The sequence below is a fragment of the Nocardia sp. Root136 genome (assembly GCF_001427185.1).
Lineage (GTDB): Bacteria > Actinomycetota > Actinomycetes > Mycobacteriales > Mycobacteriaceae > Nocardia > Nocardia salmonicida.
This window is the reverse complement of the sequence record NZ_LMFE01000001.1, coordinates 2,965,395-2,982,079: the sequence shown is the minus strand read 5'-3', so window position 1 is coordinate 2,982,079 and position 16,685 is coordinate 2,965,395. Positions and strand designations below refer to the sequence as shown.

Sequence of the window (16,685 nt, the reverse complement as noted above, 5' to 3'; positions counted from 1 at the left end):
GTGTTCTAGGGAGCTACGACTTCGGTTGGGTGAGGTCGTAGAGGGTTACCCCGTCGACCGTGGTGGCGGTGTAGTTCGCCGTCACCCAGGTGGTGATCGCCGAGCTGGTCGATGCACTGTTCCCGCCGGGGCCACCGCGCCCGCCGGCGACGAAGTAGTGGATCCTGCCGTCGGCCACGTACTGCTGGAACTGTTCGAGGGTGGGGGACGGGTCGCTGCCGTTGAAGCCGCCGATCGGCATCACGGGCAGCTCGGTGGCGAGCTGGTACCCGGCGGCGCTGTTCGACCCGACCGCGGCGGCCACCCAGGTGTAGTCCGTCCCGTTCGTCTCGAGCAGGGTGACGATCTGGTCGCTCGGCCGTGATCCGCCGAGCAGCCCACCGGCGCCACCCATCCGCTGATCATCTCCATTCACAGCGCCGTCCGGAACGGTCGTAGCGCCTCGGGCACCGTCGGGCATGGCGCCCGGGGCGGCGGACCCGTCGATCTGACCTGGAGCGTTGCCGTCGCCGCCGGGCCGCATACCGGGCCCGCCCATCCCGTGCATGCCACCGGCGCTCGGCCCCGCGGACGGAATCGCGCCGGAATGCGCGGACGCGAGGGTGTCGACGGAGTAGGCGATCGGCCCGGCGAGCCCGATGCAGGCGGCGGCGAGCGCGGCGATCACCGACTGCTTGCGCGTCAGCGGGAACACGAAGGCAACGGTGGCGACAACGCCGACGACCAGAATCACCCATCGCAACCAGGGGAGGAAGGAAGGGCTGCGCGACAACAACATCCACGCGGTCGCCGTGCTGAGCCCGATGGCAAGCGCGCCCGCGCACCGCACCCACAGCCGATCCCGCGCACCCCAGATCTGCACGGCCCCGATTCCCACCAGCGCCGCGACAGCAGGCGCGAGCGCCACCGTGTAGTACTGGTGGAAGATCCCCGCCATGAAGCTGAACACCGAACCGGTGACGAGAAGCCAACCGCCCCAAAGGATCAGCGCGGCCCGACGACGATCGGTACGCGGCGCGCGACCACGCAACACGAGCCCGACCACCAGCGCGAGCAACGCCGCCGGAATCAACCACGCGATCTGACCGCCCTGCGCGGGTTCGAACATCCGGGTGATCCCGGTGCTGCCCCACATCCCGTTCCCGCCGGCGGGCAGTTCACCGCCTGGCCCGACGCTGCCGGTCTCGTTGCCGCTCAACCGCCCGAGCCCGTTGTAGCCGAGGGTGAGTTCGATGATCGAATTGTTCTGCGACCCACCGATCCACGGCCGGGAACTCGCGGGCCACAGCTCGACCGCGAGCAACCACCAGCCCGCCGCGACAACCATTGCCGCACCGGCGGCGAAAAGCTGCGCGATCCGCTTGCCCAGCTTCGGCGGCCCGGCGATCAGATACGTCAGTGCCAGGGGCGGCACCACCAGCAGCACCTGCAACTGCTTGGCGAGGAACCCGAATCCGATCAATCCGCCGGTGAGCAGCAACCAGCGCCAGCGCCCGTCCGCGATCGCACGCGTCATCGCCCACGCGGCCCCGATCATCAGAAACACGAGCAGCGCGTCAGGGTTGTTGAACCGGAACATCAGCACCGCAACGGGAGTCACCGCGAGGGCCGTGCCCGCGATCAACCCCGCCGCCGGTCCGAACGACCTGCGCACCGTCGCCCACAACAGCGCGACGCTCGCCACGCCGAGCAGGACCTGCGGCACCAGCATGCTCCAGCTGTTGAGCCCGAACAGCCGTACCGAAAGTTCCATCACCCACAGCGAAGCGGGCGGTTTGTCCACGGTGATCGAGTTGGCGGCATCGGAGGAACCGAAGAAGAACGCCTCCCACGATTGCGAACCCGCCTGTATCGCAGCGGCATAGAAGTCGTTGGCCCAGCCGTTGGCGCTCAGATTGATGAGATAGGCGATCAGCGTGCCGATCAGCAGCGCCGCCAAAGCGGGTCGTTCCCAACGCTTTCGGTTCGGCTCGGCGTTCACGATCCCGGTGGGTGACGGTGGGGCGATGGTCGTGGTCATCGGCGAACCCCCAGCGCGCTCATGCGCTCTGCCGACCCGACGACCGGGGTGACAGTGGCATCGCCGACGCCCGCGTGCCGGAACACCCAGCGCAGACCCACGAAACGAGCAAGCGTCGCAACGAGATTGGCGGTGATCAGCACGGTGAGCTCCACCGCGACGGGCGCGTCGGGAGCCCAACGGTGCAGGGCGAACAGCGACCCGCTGGTGATCGCCAGCCCGAACGCGAAGATGGCCAAGCCCTGGAACTGGTGCGACACCGCGTTGCCGCGTCCGCGCACACCGAAGGTGAACGCCCGATTGGCGGCGGTATTGCCCACCGCGGTGATCAGCAGCGACACCAGATTGGCGCCCTGGCTGCCGACCAACGGCTGCAACAGCAGATACAGGGCGATGTAGGCGAGCGTCGAGGTCACCCCGACGATCGCGAACCGCACCAGCTGGCCGACCATGCCGAGCGGCACCCCGGCCACCAGCGGCTCACGCCCGACGGCGGCCCGCAACTCGTCCACGGGAAGCGCGCCGGTGGTCAGTGCCCTGGTCAACCGCCAGATCCCGCGCAGATCCTTGCGCGCGGTATCGATGATGTCGACCCGGCTGTCCGGATCGTCGATCCAGTCGACGGGCACCTCGTGAATCCGCAGACCCGCGCGCTCGGCCAACACCAGCAGTTCGGTATCGAAGAACCATTCGCCATCGCGCACCAGCGGCAGCAGCTCGCGCGCCACCTCGGTTCGCACGGCTTTGAATCCGCATTGCGCATCGGAAAAGCCTGCCCGCAGCGTTGTTTTCAGCAGCAGGTTGTAACAGCGGGAGATGATTTCGCGCTTGGGTCCGCGCACCACCCGGGAAGAGGAGTCGAGCCGGGTGCCGATCGCGAGGTCGGAATGTCCGGACACCAGCGGTGCGATCAGCGGCAACAGCGCGTTCAGGTCGGTCGACAGGTCGACGTCCATGTACGCCACCACCGCCGCGTCCGACCCCTCCCACGCGGTCCGCAATGCCCGCCCACGCCCTTTGGCGTCCAGGTGCAGTACCTGGACGCCGTCGAGCTCCGCCGCGAGCAGCTCGGCCACCGCGAGGGTGGCGTCGGTGCTGGCATTGTCGGCGATGGTGATGCGGGCCGTGAAGGGGAATCCGGCGCGCAGATAGCTATGTAATCTGCGCACGCACAGGCCGAGGTCGACCTCTTCGTTGTAAACGGGTATCACTACGTCGAGCACCGGCGCGCGGCTGCTCTGCATGGCCTTCTGCTCGGCCTCGGTCTGAGTCATGACACCCAGACTCGATGGCCGCGCTGCCACCGAGCTGGGACCGAGCTGGGAGGTTGCTGGGGATCGTGATCAGCCGCGACGCAGGCGCAGCACGCTGTCGACCCGCTGGCCGACCACACCGTCGGGGCTGGTCGACGGGGTGTGGACCAGCTCGGCGGTCTCGGCCTGCCACTCGGGTCCGAGCTCGAGCTGCTCGAGTACCTGCTCGATGGTCGGGAACACATGGGCGTGCATCTCGCTGGGGGCCCAGCTCGGCGCGGCCGCGTGGGCGCCGATCACCAGCACCCCACCCGGCGCGACGGCAGCCGCCGCACTGCGCAGAATCCCGGCCCGCTCGTCCGGGCGCTCCACCGGCGAGTGCAGGAACTGCGCGGACACCAGGTCGAAGGTGCCCGCCGGGAAGCTCGCTTGGAGGTCGTGGCGATCCCACACGATCGTCACGCCGACCTCGGTGGCCCGCCGCGCTCCGCGCTCCATCGCGGTCGCGGAGATGTCGACCGCGGTGACCTGCCAGCCGCGCTCGGCCAACCAGATCGCGTCGGCACCTTCGCCACAACCCAGGTCGAGGGCGGTCCCGGGGGGCAGCTCGGCGACCTCACGGACCAGAAGGGGGTTCGGGTTACCGGTCCAGATCTGCTCACGGTCGCGGTAGAAGTCTTCCCAGAACTCTTCGGCGTTCGCCACGGTCTCGGTCATCGATGCTCCTGGTCAGTCAGGGTGAACGGATCATCCGATAGTGCATCGGCACCCCTGATTACCGCCAGAAACTTTGCTGTTTCAGCAAATGTGTTCCCGCTCTCGGTGGGGTGCGTAACCCGCGGTACGGCCCGCCCTAGTATTACTACCGTGACGCGCGGTTACCCCAAGACGGACGAGGCGCCGCGTCGTCGTGTCGACGCGCGGACCGAACGCTGGCGCGAACATCGCGTGCAGGTGCGCATCGAGTTCGTCGACGCGGCTTTCCGGGCGCTCGATCAGGTCGGGCCCGATGTGAGTATGGGCGATATCGCCAAGGAGGCCGGTGCGGCCAAACCGAAGCTGTATCGCCATTTCGAGGACAAGACCGACCTCTACAACGCGATCGTCGACCGACTGCGCGACATGCTCTGGGAGCGCGTCCTCACCAGCGTGAATCTCACCGACGACTCGATCGCCGAACTCGTTCACACCGCGGCCGCCGAGTATGTGGCGGTGGTGTCGGCACACCCGAATGTCTTCCGGTTCATGCTGCACAGTCATTTCAGCCAGCAGGCCAAGGAAACCGAACGCGCATTGGTCGCGGCCCGTCAATCGGCGAGGCGGGCAGCGGAATTCTTCGCGGGCCTGCTGCCGACGGAATCGATCGATGTGACCGGGATCGAATTGGTGAACTATTCGATTTTCGGTGCGGTCGCCTCGGCCACGGACTGGTGGCTCGGGGCGAATCAACGCGAAGTATCGGCGATGCCGGTCGAGCGCTTCGTCGACTATCTGGCCGAGAGCATCTCGGCGCTGGCGCAGGCGCACGCCCGCTTCAATGGAGTCAAGATCGACCCGTCGAAACCCCTGCGCGACGCGTTCTGTTCCGCCTCTCCGTGACTTCTAGCCAGACTCAGGCAATGTCGGACTTGCGTCGGCGGCCGGCGGGGCGTGCGGAATGGGTTAGCTCGAGTCGGTGAGTTACCCATGTTCTTGCGAGATCTGTGGGTTGGTTGTCTGCGTCGATCCATCGCGCCCGACACGAACTCCGTTGTTCTCGCCGATCACGCCTTTGGGGTCGGCGGGGGGTGCGATGGGTTCAGTATGAACCTGGGCACCGACAAGTTCGCGACGCCACGCTAGGCGTTGGTGTGGAGTCTCCAGAGTGGTGAGACGGGCCCGTGACCTGCGCCGAGGTCGTACGAGGCGGCCAGGCAGCGGTAGGTCCACTCCTTGGCGAATTCCACCGCGTCGGGCACCGAGTAGCCGTTGGCGAGCGCGCTGGCGATCGCCGCGGCCAGGGTGTCGCCGCCGCCGTGATCGTTGCCGGTGGCGATGCGCGGCGCGGTGAACTCGCGGAAGGTGTCGCCGTCGTAGAGCAGATCGGTGCTGAACTCCGACGCGCGCAGGTGCCCGCCCTTCACGATCGCCCACTGCGCGCCGAGCGCGTGCAACGCCTCGGCGGCTTTGCGCGCGGTGGCGTCGTCGATCACTTCGATGCCGGTGATCAGGCGCACCTCGTCGAGGTTCGGGGTGACGACGGTCGCGAGTGGAATCAACGTATTACGCACTGCCTCGAGGGCTTCGGCGTGCAGCAGCGGATCCCCGTGCATGGAGGCCGCGACCGGATCGACCACCAGCGGGATGGTGCCGTCACGGCCGATTCCCAGCTCGCGACATACCTCGGCGACCGCTTCGATGATCGCGGTGGAGGCGAGCATGCCGGTCTTGGCCGCGCCGATGCCGATATCGCGAACGACCACCCGCACCTGATCGGCCACCACCTGCGCCGGGATCTCGTGAAAACCGCTGACGCCCACCGTGTTCTGCACGGTCACGGCCGCCACCGCCACGCACGCGTGCACCCCGCACAGCGCCATGGTGCGCGAATCGGCCTGGATACCGGCGCCGCCGCCGGAGTCGGTGCCCGCGATGGTGAGCGCGCGAACGGGGGTCTGACCATCGGGGGTCAGCGGCAACATCTTCACGCCCCAACCCTACGGCCGCGCACGTCGCCGCGAGACCCCGCCCGCGCACTGCAAATGAAAACCATTATCATTAACTCTCGTGACCAACACCCTGACGCCTCTGCCCGTCACCGTCCTGTCCGGCTTCCTCGGCGCGGGCAAGACCACGCTGCTCAATCACATCCTCGCCAACCGCGACGGCCGCCGGGTCGCGGTCATCGTCAACGACATGAGCGAGGTCAATATCGACGCGGCGCTGGTCGCGGGCCAGGGGCACCTCGACCGCACCGAGGAGAAGCTGGTCGAGCTCACCAACGGCTGCATCTGCTGCACCCTGCGCGAGGACCTGATCGAGGCCGTCGCCGGCCTGGCGCGCGCGGGCCGGTTCGACCAACTGGTGATCGAGTCGACCGGTATCTCCGAGCCCATGCCGGTGGCGGCCACCTTCGACTGGGAGTTCGACGACGGGTTCCGCCTCGGTGACATAGCCCGCCTCGACACCATGGTCACCGTCGTCGACGCCTCCACTTTCCTGGCCGAACTGGTTCGCGGCCAGGCGCTGGCCGACCGCGATCTCGCGGCGGGTGAGGGCGACGGGCGCTCGATCGCGGATCTGCTGGTCGACCAGGTGGAGTTCGCCGATCTGCTGCTGATCAACAAAACCGACCTGGTCAGCGCGAACGCGGCGGCCACCGTCGAGGCGACCGTGCGCAAGCTCAACCCTCGCGCCCACGTGCTGCGCACCGAGAAGAGCGTCGTCGATCTGTCCGAGGTGCTCGCCACCGGCCGCTACAACCCGGAGGTCGCCGCCGAATCGGACGGCTGGGCAGCGGAACTGGCGGGCGGACATACCCCCGAGACCGAGGAATACGGGATCAGCGGCATCACCTTCGTCGCCGATCGTCCCTTTCATCCGCAGCGCCTCGCCGACGTCTTGGCGCAGCTGCGGGGGATGTTGCGCAGTAAGGGATTCTGCTGGATCGCGAGCCGTCCGGAGCTGGCGGCGATCTGGTCGCAGGCCGGACCGAATATCACCTTCGAGCCCGGCGCGTGGTGGTCGGAGCTGGAAGTGCCCGCGGGACAGGAACTCGTCTTCATCGGGGTGCGTCTCGACGCGCCCGACGTGCGGCGCCGACTCGACGCCGCGCTGCTCACCGATGTGGAGTTCGCGGCGGGCGCGAGCGCGTGGGCCGGCTATGCGGATCCGTTCCCCGCCTGGGCTGACTTGCACGTGCATCACTGATTGGCATCTTTGGTGCGCGTATCACACTGCGCTGGTGCATGATTCGAATGGGCCGCGACCCACGCACCGATGAGGGGAGCGTGGGCCGCGGCACCTGATCGAATCAGGCGAGCCCGTTGAAGAACTCGCGGATGTCGTTGACCAGCACCTCGGGCGCCTCGTGCGCGGCGTAGTGCCCGGCCGCGTCGTTGGCGCCGCCCTTGCCCGCGCTGGTGTCGTAGGAGTTCCAGCTGACGATCTTGCTGTGGTCACGCTCGGCGAACCGGCGGATCGACTGGAAATCGCCGGCGAACATCGCGAGCCCGGTCGGGACCGTGGTCGGTTCGGTCGGCTGCTCGGCGGCGTGCGCGTCCTCGTAGTAGAAGCGCAGCGACGAACCGGCCGTCCCGGTGAGCCAGTACAGCGCCACGTTCGCGATCACGAACCGCGCGTCGAGCGTTTCGCCGAACAGCTGCGCGTTCCAGCCGAGCAGGCCCACCGGGGAATCGGCCAGCGCGTAGGCCAGGGTCTGCGGCTGCTGGCTGTGCAGGGTGTTGAACGCCATCTTGTTCTCGTGGAACCACTGAAGATGTTGCAGCGCGGCCATATCCGCCTCGGAGAGACCCTCGAACTCGGCCGGGTCGCCGGACGGGAACGAGAACAGCTGGGTGACGTGCACGCCGATCACGTCGTCGGGCGCGACCCGGCCGATTTCGGGGGAGACCATCGAGCCGCCGTCGTTGCCGATGGCGCCGAAGCGCTCGTAACCGAGGCGCGCCATCAGCTCCACCCAGGCGCGAGCGGTGCGGTAGCGGTTCCAGCCGGTGCTACGGGTGGGGCCGGAGAAGCCGAAACCGGGCAGCGAGGGAATGACCAGGTGGAAGGCGGGCTGATCGGCCGATTCCGGCTCGGTGAGCGGCGCGATCACGTCGAGGTATTCGAGGATCGAACCGGGCCAGCCGTGGGTGAGGACCACCGGCGTCGCATCAGGGCGCGAGGAGCGGATGTGCAGGAAGTGGATGTCCTCCCCGTCGATCTCGGTGGTGAACTGCGGGTAGGCATTGAGCTCGGATTCCAGCGCGCGCCAATCGAACTCCTCGAGCCAGTACTCGGCGAGGCTGCGGACGCGACCGGCCGGGACCCCGTAGGCATCGCCGACGCCGGGCAGCTCGTCCGGGAACAGCGCGCCGCGCAGGCGGCCGGCGAGATCGTCGAGCTGGGCCTGCGGAACTGCGATCCGGAACGGGGTGATGGTGGCCATGTCGACTCCTCTTATTGAAACGGAATGTTTCGTTCTGTTCCAAATATAGCAGAACGGATCGTTCCGTTTCAAGTGGTAGCCTGATATTCATGGCGAAGCAGAACGAAACCGCAGATCAGCCACGCTTGCCCGGCCGCAAGGCGCAGGCCGCGCGCAACGACGGACTGATCCTCGACGCCGCCCGCGCGGTGTTCCTCGACGATCCGAACGCGCCGATCGCCGCCGTCGCCGAACGAGCGGGGGTCGGGATCAGCGCGCTCTACCGGCGGTATCCGAGCAAGGAGGTGCTGCTGCGCACGCTCTGTCACGAAGGGTTGCGCCGTTTCAACGCCGAAGCCGATGCGGCACTGGCGGATTCGGACGGTTGGCGCGGATTCGTCGGATTCCTGGAACGGGTCGTCGAGGCCGACGTGCACTCGCTCACCGCGCGCCTCGCGGGCACCTTCACCCCCGACGAATCGATGCTTCCCGACGTCATGCACTCGGGCGAGGTCGGCGAGGAGCTGGTTCGCCGCGCCCACGCGAGCGGACGTCTGCGCCCCGACATCGACGCACTCGACCTCGGCCTGATCCTCGAGGCCTGCGCCGCGATCACGATGCCCGACCCGGTGCGCACCGCCGAACTGCGTCAACGGGTACTGGCGGTGATAGTGGACGGGCTCACCGCCGAGGGTGATCTGCCCGGGCCGCCCCCCGCCCCCGGAGAATTCGCGTGGCGATGGGAACGCAAGTCCTGATCGGCTCGGAGCTGGCAGACTTGGCGCATCACCCCGGACTACAACGCGGAGGCGCGTAGTGAACTGGACTCTGGAAGTTGTGATCGTCCCGGTCTCCGATATCGACCGGGCCAAGGATTTCTACGCCAACCGACTCGGCTTCACCGTCGACCACGACTCGGTGATCTCCGACGACGCGCGCATCGTGCAACTCACCCCACCCGGCTCCGGCTGCTCGATCGTGATCGGCAAGGGCGCGGTGCCGGAGATGCCGCCCGGCTCGCTGAAGGGCCTGCAACTCGTGGTCCCCGATATCGAGCAGGCGCACGCGGAGCTGGTGGCGCGCGGGGTCGAGGTTAGCGAGGTGCAGGAGCTCGGCAAGAATCCGCGGCCGGTCCCGCACCCGCTCGACAATGTCGGCTTCGTCTTCTTCAGCGACCCCGACGGCAATGGCTGGGCAGTGCAGCAGATCTCCAGCAGAGCCGACAAATCCTCGAGCTGATTCGAACCCTGTCGGTATACCGCTTCCGGCGGGCACCATGCTCGCATGCTGTTGGAGAGGCCCACCGAAACCGACGAGCGACGGATCCCGCTGTACCGCCGCCCGGGGTTCCTGCGCGCGCTCTCGCCGATCGCGCTGTTGATCGTCTGGCAGCTCGCCAGTACCAGCGGCGCGATCCCCGCCAAGAAGCTGCCCGCGCCGTCCGCGGTGCTCGACGCGGGTCTGGAAACCTACCGCTCCGGCCAGCTCACCGAGGCCCTGCTGGTCTCCGGCCAGCGCGCGCTGTACGGCTTCGCGCTCGGCGCGGTGCTCGCGCTGGTGCTCGGCGTGCTCGCGGGCCTGAGCAAGATCGGTGAGTACGCGGTCGACCCGCCGTTGCAGATGATCCGCACCATCCCGCTGTTCGGTCTGATCCCGCTGTTCATCATCTGGTTCGGTATCGGCGAGGAACCCAAGGTCTACCTGATCGCGCTCGGCGTGTTCTTCCCGCTGTACCTCAATACCTTCTCGGGCATCCGCCAACTGGACCCGAAACTGCTCGAACTCGGCAGTGCCCTGCACCTCGGGCTCGCCGAACGCCTGCGGCTGCTGGTCCTGCCCGGTGCCCTGCCGCAGATCCTGGTCGGCGCGCGCCAGAGTCTCGGCATCGCCTGGCTCTCGCTGATCGTGGCCGAACAGATCAATGCCAGTGCGGGACTCGGCTTCGTCGTCAACAACGCTCGCGAATTCCTGCGCACCGACATCGTCGTGTTCGGCCTGGTGGTCTACAGCCTGCTCGGCCTGCTCACCGACTCGATCGTGCGACTGCTCGAACGCCGCGCCCTGCGCTGGCGCCCGGCGGTGCACCGCTGATGTCCGCCGTCACCCGCCGCCGTTCGATCACGAGGTTCCCATCATGACCGCTGCCGCCGCCGCGACTGTCACCCCTATCTCCGCTCGGTCGGCCCGGGTGCCCGCCGCCCGAATCAGCGCTCTGAGCAAGCGATTCGGTGAACGAAGCGTGCTCGACGGGATCGATCTCGAGATCGGCGCGGGCGAGATCGTCGCGCTGGTCGGACGCAGCGGATCGGGCAAGTCCACGCTGTTGCGCATCCTCGGCGCGCTCGATACCGCCACTCGCGGTGAGGTTTCCGTCGAGGGCAGGCCGACGATCGTCTTCCAGGAAGCACGGTTGATCCCGTGGCAGCCGGTGGTGCGCAATGTCGCCCTCGGCAGGCCGAAGCCACGCAATCGACGTGCCGACGAGAAAGCCGCCCGCGACCTGCTCGCCGAGGTCGGCCTCGCGGGCCGCGCCGACGCGTGGCCCCTCACCCTGTCCGGCGGTGAGGCCCAACGTGCCGCGCTGGCACGGGCATTGGTGGCCGAGCCGACGCTGCTACTGCTCGACGAGCCCTTCGGCGCCCTCGACGCGCTGACTCGGTTGACGATGCACGACCTGCTCCTGCGCCTGCACGCCCAGCGCGAATTCGGCGTCCTGCTGGTGACCCACGACGTGCTCGAGGCGATCACCCTGGCCGACCGCGTCCTGGTCCTCGACGACGGCCACATCGCCGCCGACGTCCCCATCGAGCTGCCACGCCCACGCACCGCCGCCGCGCCGGAAGTCGCCGAATACGCGACGCGACTGCTCGCGCTGCTCGGCGTCACACACTGAACCCCTCCGCACCGACGCACGAAAGTTGTTCCAGTGAAACGCAATCCGATGTCCCGTCTGGCAGGCCTCGCGCTCGCCGTTGCCGCAACGCTCACACTGAGCGCCTGCGGTGACGACGCGGCCACTGAGAGCGCACCCTCGGGTCCGGTCGACCTCAGCACCGTCACGCTGAAAGTCGGTGATCAGAAGGCGATTTCGATCGAGGTGCTGCTGAAGGCATCGGGACAGCTGGAGAATCTGCCCTACAAGATCGAATTCTCCACCTTCACAGCCGGTCTGCCGCTGGTCGAGGCGGCGAGCGCGGGTGGCATCGACATCGCCCAGACCGGCAACACCCCGGTGATCTTCGGCGCGGCCGCCGACGCCGACATCAAGATCGTCGGCGCGCTCTCGGCGACCGGCAAGGGCGACGCGATCCTGGTCGGCAAGGACTCGACGATCGCCTCCGTCGCGGCGCTGAAGGGCAAGAAGGTCGCCGTCTACAAGGGCAGCTCGGCCAACGCGAACCTGCTGCTGCAACTGCAGAAGGCGGGCTTGTCGCTGAGCGATGTCGAGCCGGTCTACCTCGCCCCCGGCGACGGCTACACCGCGCTCACCCGCGGTGACGTCGACGCCTGGGCCACCTGGGACCCCTACACCGCCATCGCGGAAAAGGAGATCGGCGCCAAGTCGATCGCCACCGCCGACCAGGCCGCCAACGGCTACAACTTCTGGGTAGCGGGCAACAAGACCGTCGCCGACGCGGGCAAGTCCGCCGCCCTCGCCGACTTCTTCCAGCGCTACGCCGCCGCCACCAAGTGGTCCTCGGACAACCTCGACGTCTGGTCGACCAAATACGCAGAGCTGACCCAGATCAGCGTGGACGCCTCCCGCACCACCTGGACCCGCTCGATCAAGGAGCCGATCAAACTGACCGACCAGGTCATCGCCTCCGAACAGGAGATCGCCGACGCCTTCACCAAGGCCAAGGCCATTCCCGGCAAGGTCGACTTCGAGTCCTTCGTCGACACCCGCTTCGACAAGGCGTAACCCTCACCGAAATACCGCCGCTACGCTTTTCCGAACGCGAGCGCGACGTTGTGGCCGCCGAATCCGAACGAGTTGTTGAGCGCGTAGTCGATCCGCTGCGGTCGCGGCGTGCCCGCGACGATGTCGAGGTCTATCGCCGGGTCGGCGTTGTCGAAATTCAGAGTGGGCGGGACTATCTGCTCGCGCAGGCTCAGGATCGTGAGTACCGATTCCAGCGCGCCCACCGCCCCGATCGAATGACCGAGCGCTGATTTCGGCGCGTATACCGAGGCGTCGGGAGTGACCGCGGTGATGGCCGCGGCCTCGGAGGCATCGCCTACCGAGGTCGACGTCGCGTGCGCGTTCACGTGGTCGATATCGGAAATCCGCAGCCCCGCTGTGTGGATCGCCTTGCGCATCGCGCGCGCCGCGCCGGCGCCCGCCGGGTCGGAGGCCACGATGTGGAAGGCATCGGAGGTGATGCCCGCGCCGAGCACTCTGGCGTGGATCCGCGCACCACGCGCTGTCGCATGCCGCTCGGATTCGAGCACGAGCAGCGCGCCCGCTTCACCGAAGACGAAACCGTCGCGGTCGCGGTCGAACGGCCGGGAGGCGCGCTCGGGCTCGTCGTTGCGGGTGCTCATCGCCCGCATCATCGCGAAGCCCGCGATGGGAACGGGGTCGATGTGACCCTCGACCCCGCCGGTGACCACCACATCGGCCTCGCCGGTGCTGATCAGCCGCCACGCGTGCGCGATCGCCTCCGACCCCGACGAGCAGGCCGAAACCGGCGCGAAAACCCCACCCTGCGCGCCGATTTCGAGTCCGACCGTAGCGGCGGGTCCATTGGGCATCACCATCGGCACGGCCAGTGGAGAGACCTTGCGGTAGCCGCCCGCCCGCATCGCGTCGACGGCATCGATCAGCGCGTCCCCGCCGCCGAGGCCGGTACCGATGGCCACGGCCAGCCGCTCACGGTCGACTTCCGGCGTGCCCGCCGCCTGCCAGACCTGTCTGCCGAGAGTGAGGGCCATCCGTTCGACATAGGAGTGCCTGCGCTGCTCGATCCGCGTGAGCTCGGCATCGGGCGAGGTGACCAGTGGCCCGCCGATGCGCACCGGCAGCTCGTGTTCGGCGAGGAATTCCGTGGGTAGCGCACGGATTCCGCTCTCGCCACGCAGCAGCCGCGACCAGGTCTCGTCCATGGTGTCGGCCAGTGCTGTGGTCGCCGCGTACGCGGTCACCACGACGCCGTCCCGAGTTTCTGAAGCGATCGGTACAGTCATGATGTCATGAATACCTGTAGCACTCGCTACAGTCAACCCATGGCCCGTCCTCTCGACCACCGCAAGCGCGCCGAGATGCTGGCCGGCGTCGTCGCCTATATCGCGTCGCACGGCTTGGCCGAGCTCTCGCTGCGACCGCTGGCCGCGGCGCTCGGGACCAGCTCGCGCATGCTGATCTACTACTTCGGAACCAAGGAAGAACTGCTGGTCCAGGCTTTGGCGACACAGCGACCCGACCTTGCCGCGCTGTTCGCCGACATCGTGGAGCCCGCGCAGCTACTCGAGCGGCTGATCGGCTTCTTCGACTTGAATTCCGATGGTGCCGAAGCCGACAGCGTGCGGGTGCTGCTGCAGGTGCTCGGTGCCGCGTGTGCCCCCGGCTCGCCGTACCAGGACTACGCCAACACCGCGATCGCCACCTTTGTCACCGAACTCGCCGCCGCGCTCCGCCGGACCGGGCTGGCCGAGGATCCCGAGGTGGTGTCCACGCTGCTGGTCTCGGGATTACGCGGCATCATCCAGGACCGTGTGATCACGGGCGACCGGGAACGCACGGGCCGCGCCGCGCGCACCCTCATCGAGGCGGTCCTGCCCGGCTGAGCACCCGTCGGTGATCGGCCCGAGTCGGCCTTCGCGTGCTCGGATCGCGGCCGGACCTGCCGCGAGCGTTGCGAGGCGGGCACCACTGTTGTGGGTAGCTTGTCGTCAACGGAGTCGAGGGCCGAGCGGTCGGTGAGGTGGCCAGGGTGAGCGAAGCGCGGGACGAGTCCTACGGGTCGGTGCGCTGGGTGATGCTCGGGGTGTTGTGCGCCAGTCTGTTGCTGGTGGCGATGGATGCCACGATTCTCAATGTCGCGTTGCCGTCGCTGATCGAGGATTTGCAGGTCGGGCCGCTGGAACAGCTGTGGATCATCGATATCTACGGGCTCGTGCTCGGCGGACTGCTCATCACCACCGGTGCGCTCGGTGACCGGGTGGGGCGAAAGCTGTTGTTCATCAGCGGGTTCGTGCTGTTCGGCATCGCTTCTGTGGTCGCGGCCACCGCCGGGAGCGCGGCCCAGTTGATCGGCGGGCGGGTATTGCTCGGGATCGGCGGTGCGATGGTGATGCCGTCGACGCTGTCGCTGATCCGCAACATCTTCACCGACGTGCGCGAACGCACCATGGCCATCGGGATCTGGGCGGCGGTCGCCGGTGTCGGCGCCACGGTCGGGCCCATCGTCGGTGGGTTCCTCGTCGAGCACTTCGGGTGGGCGTCGGCGTTCTGGCTCAACGTGCCGGTGGTGGTCGTGACGGTGGTGGTGGGGCTGTGGGTGTTGCCGGAATACCGTGCGCCGCAGGCGGGCAGCCTGGACTGGTTCGCCGCGGCGCTGTCGGTGGCGGGCATCGTCTGTCTGGCGTGGGGCATCAAGCACCTCGCGAAAGGTGGAGCGAGCGAGGTGGACTGGGCGATCCTGCTGATCGGCATCGCCGCGCTGGCCTGGTTCACCCGTCGTCAGCTCACCGCCACCGACCCGCTCCTCGACGTGCGGCTGTTCCGCAACGGCGCGTTCACCGCGGCGGCCGCCGCGACGCTGGTGGCCATGATGGCGATCGGCGCGGCCATGTTCCTGATCTCGCTGTGGCTGCAATACGTCCACGGCTACAGCCCGTCGCAGGCGGGCATCCGGATGTTGCCCGCCGCGCTCACGCTGCTCACCGCGTCCCTGCTCACGCCGTTTCTGATGGAGAAATTCGGTGTCCGCGCGGTGCTCGGTTTCGGTCTCGGCGCTGTTGCGCTGGGCTTCCTGCTGTTGGCGGTGAGTCCGGAACCCACCACCTATCCGGTGGTGGCGCTGGTGCTGGTGTCGTTCGGTCTCGGCGACGGCATGGCCGTGACGGCGGCGGCCGCCGTCCTGGTCGGCGCCGTGCCCGCGGACCGGGCGGGCCAGGCGGGTGCGGTGGAGGAGACCAACTACGAGGTCGGCGTCGGTTTCGGCGTCGCCCTGCTCGGCAGCCTGCACGCCAGGATCTTCAGTCAGCACATGACGGGCCTTTCCGTCCCCGCCGACAAGCTGGACCAGGCGAGCGGTTCGATCGGCGGGGCGGCCGAGGTAGCCACCGACCTGCCCGAACCCGCCCGCGACGAACTCGCCCACGCCGCCGGCCATGCCTTCGACGTCGCCCTCACCACCACGTCCTACATCTCGGCCGCCGTCGTCGCGGTGGTGGCTGTCGGCACGGTCTGGCTGGTTCCGAAAGGCTTCCGTGTCACCGGCGACCACGGGTGACGCACTCTTGACGCAACCGATTGGTTGCAATACCCTGAGTTGCAACCAATCGGTTGCAATATATGAGGAGGCATCATGGGATTCCCTGATCAGATCGTCCGGACCGTCGAGCTCGCGCATCCGCCCGCCAAGGTATGGGCGGCCATCACCACCGCGGAAGGGCTGGGGAGCTGGTTCGGCAATACCGCCGAGATCGACCTGCGGCCGGGTGGCGACATGCGAATGACCTGGAAGGAAGGGTTCGCCGCCGACATACGGGTGGAGCGGGTCGAGGAGCCCTCGGTGTTCGGCTACACCTGGCCGATCAACGGACTGCCCGACGACGACCCGCGACGCACCTATGTCGAATTCAGCCTCGAGCCGGTCGGCGACGGCACCCGGCTGACCGTCACCGAGACCGGCTTCGCCCAGCTGCCCGACGAGGCGCACAAGGAGGCCTTCGAGGGCAATGTCGGGGGCTGGAAGAGCGAGCTGGGCGAGCTCGTCGAGTACCTCGATGCGGCCTGAGCTGGAGGCCACCGCCGAACGGGTCTTCGTCGCGCTGGCCGATCCGAGCAGGCGATCGGTACTCGCCGCACTCGCCGCACTCGGTCCGGCCACCGCGACCGACCTCGCCGATCGGCTGCCCATCACCCGGCAGGCGATCGCGAAACACCTTGCCCTGCTTGCGGACGCGGGCCTGGTGATCGCGGAACCGGGGGAGCGGCGGCGCGTGCGCTACCGCCTCGATTCCGCCCCGATGCACGTGGCACAACAATTTCTGGCCGCCCTGTCCCGTGACTGGGACGGTCCACTCGACGCGCTCCGCCGGCATCTCGACGGCTGAG

General features: G+C 67.9%; 17 protein-coding genes. 11 read left to right on the top strand and 6 right to left on the bottom strand.

Annotated elements, in window-relative coordinates; translation table 11 throughout:
* Positions 1-13 precede the first annotated feature (13 nt).
* From ASD42_RS13690 to ASD42_RS13680, 3 genes are all read right to left on the bottom strand, one after another.
* On the bottom strand, positions 14-2,020 hold the full coding sequence (locus ASD42_RS13690) for a glycosyltransferase family 39 protein (protein ID WP_056814926.1): 2,007 nt from the start codon (positions 2,018-2,020) through the stop codon (positions 14-16).
* Entirely contained in the window at positions 2,017-3,294 is a 1,278-nt protein-coding gene (locus tag ASD42_RS13685) for a glycosyltransferase (RefSeq protein WP_056814924.1), read from the bottom strand. The genes ASD42_RS13690 and ASD42_RS13685 overlap by 4 nt, the downstream gene beginning before the upstream one ends.
* A gap of 69 nt (positions 3,295-3,363) precedes the next feature.
* Entirely contained in the window at positions 3,364-3,990 is a 627-nt protein-coding gene (locus ASD42_RS13680) for a class I SAM-dependent methyltransferase (RefSeq protein ID WP_056814921.1), read from the bottom strand.
* Between the two features lie 150 nt (positions 3,991-4,140).
* Here ASD42_RS13680 and ASD42_RS13675 point away from each other — a divergent pair, with 150 nt between their 5' ends.
* Positions 4,141-4,872, top strand: a complete 732-nt coding sequence (locus ASD42_RS13675; RefSeq protein ID WP_056814918.1) for a TetR/AcrR family transcriptional regulator — start codon at positions 4,141-4,143, stop codon at positions 4,870-4,872.
* 239 nt (positions 4,873-5,111) lie between these two features.
* Here ASD42_RS13675 and thiD read toward each other — a convergent pair whose 3' ends face one another.
* Positions 5,112-5,960, bottom strand: a complete 849-nt coding sequence (thiD, locus tag ASD42_RS13670) for a bifunctional hydroxymethylpyrimidine kinase/phosphomethylpyrimidine kinase (protein ID WP_056814915.1) — start codon at positions 5,958-5,960, stop codon at positions 5,112-5,114.
* A 79-nt stretch (positions 5,961-6,039) separates the two neighbouring features.
* On the opposite strand from thiD, the gene ASD42_RS13665 reads away from it, so the two are divergent.
* A complete protein-coding gene (locus ASD42_RS13665) occupies positions 6,040-7,182 on the top strand; it encodes a GTP-binding protein (RefSeq protein ID WP_056814912.1) in 1,143 nt (380 codons plus the stop codon).
* 103 nt (positions 7,183-7,285) lie between these two features.
* Here the strand turns inward: ASD42_RS13665 and ASD42_RS13660 are convergent, their stop codons facing one another.
* Positions 7,286-8,422 (bottom strand): epoxide hydrolase family protein, encoded by a 1,137-nt coding sequence (locus tag ASD42_RS13660; RefSeq protein WP_056814907.1) that lies wholly within the window; start codon positions 8,420-8,422, stop codon positions 7,286-7,288.
* 89 nt (positions 8,423-8,511) lie between these two features.
* On the opposite strand from ASD42_RS13660, the gene ASD42_RS13655 reads away from it, so the two are divergent.
* The 5 genes from ASD42_RS13655 to ASD42_RS13635 are packed head-to-tail and all read left to right on the top strand — an operon-like array spanning position 8,512 to position 12,323.
* Positions 8,512-9,159: a TetR/AcrR family transcriptional regulator gene (locus tag ASD42_RS13655; RefSeq protein WP_056814904.1), complete on the top strand. Its 648-nt coding sequence runs from the start codon at positions 8,512-8,514 to the stop codon at positions 9,157-9,159.
* Between the two features lie 58 nt (positions 9,160-9,217).
* Complete coding sequence (locus tag ASD42_RS13650) at positions 9,218-9,640, top strand: VOC family protein (protein WP_056814902.1); 423 nt, start codon at positions 9,218-9,220, stop codon at positions 9,638-9,640.
* A gap of 45 nt (positions 9,641-9,685) precedes the next feature.
* Positions 9,686-10,492 carry an ABC transporter permease gene (locus tag ASD42_RS13645; RefSeq protein WP_056814897.1) on the top strand — a complete coding sequence of 269 codons (807 nt, stop codon included), beginning with the start codon at positions 9,686-9,688 and terminating at the stop codon, positions 10,490-10,492.
* A 43-nt stretch (positions 10,493-10,535) separates the two neighbouring features.
* Positions 10,536-11,294 carry an ABC transporter ATP-binding protein gene (locus ASD42_RS13640; RefSeq protein ID WP_084465441.1) on the top strand — a complete coding sequence of 253 codons (759 nt, stop codon included), beginning with the start codon at positions 10,536-10,538 and terminating at the stop codon, positions 11,292-11,294.
* A 48-nt stretch (positions 11,295-11,342) separates the two neighbouring features.
* Positions 11,343-12,323, top strand: a complete 981-nt coding sequence (locus ASD42_RS13635) for an ABC transporter substrate-binding protein (RefSeq protein WP_084465442.1) — start codon at positions 11,343-11,345, stop codon at positions 12,321-12,323.
* A gap of 20 nt (positions 12,324-12,343) precedes the next feature.
* On the opposite strand, the gene ASD42_RS13630 is transcribed toward ASD42_RS13635, so the two are convergent.
* Complete coding sequence (locus ASD42_RS13630; RefSeq protein ID WP_056814890.1) at positions 12,344-13,588, bottom strand: KasA/KasB family beta-ketoacyl-ACP synthase; 1,245 nt, start codon at positions 13,586-13,588, stop codon at positions 12,344-12,346.
* A gap of 39 nt (positions 13,589-13,627) precedes the next feature.
* Between ASD42_RS13630 and ASD42_RS13625 the strand changes: the two genes are divergently transcribed.
* The 4 genes from ASD42_RS13625 (at position 13,628) to ASD42_RS13610 (ending at position 16,684) form a co-directional block, all read left to right on the top strand.
* Positions 13,628-14,188: a TetR/AcrR family transcriptional regulator gene (locus tag ASD42_RS13625; RefSeq protein WP_056814885.1), complete on the top strand. Its 561-nt coding sequence runs from the start codon at positions 13,628-13,630 to the stop codon at positions 14,186-14,188.
* A gap of 146 nt (positions 14,189-14,334) precedes the next feature.
* Positions 14,335-15,858, top strand: a complete 1,524-nt coding sequence (locus tag ASD42_RS13620; protein WP_235569402.1) for an MFS transporter — start codon at positions 14,335-14,337, stop codon at positions 15,856-15,858.
* A gap of 75 nt (positions 15,859-15,933) precedes the next feature.
* Complete coding sequence (locus ASD42_RS13615) at positions 15,934-16,365, top strand: SRPBCC domain-containing protein (protein ID WP_056814881.1); 432 nt, start codon at positions 15,934-15,936, stop codon at positions 16,363-16,365.
* On the top strand, positions 16,355-16,684 hold the full coding sequence (locus ASD42_RS13610) for an ArsR/SmtB family transcription factor (RefSeq protein WP_056814878.1): 330 nt from the start codon (positions 16,355-16,357) through the stop codon (positions 16,682-16,684). Before ASD42_RS13615 ends, ASD42_RS13610 begins: the two co-directional genes overlap by 11 nt.
* Position 16,685 lies beyond the last annotated feature (1 nt).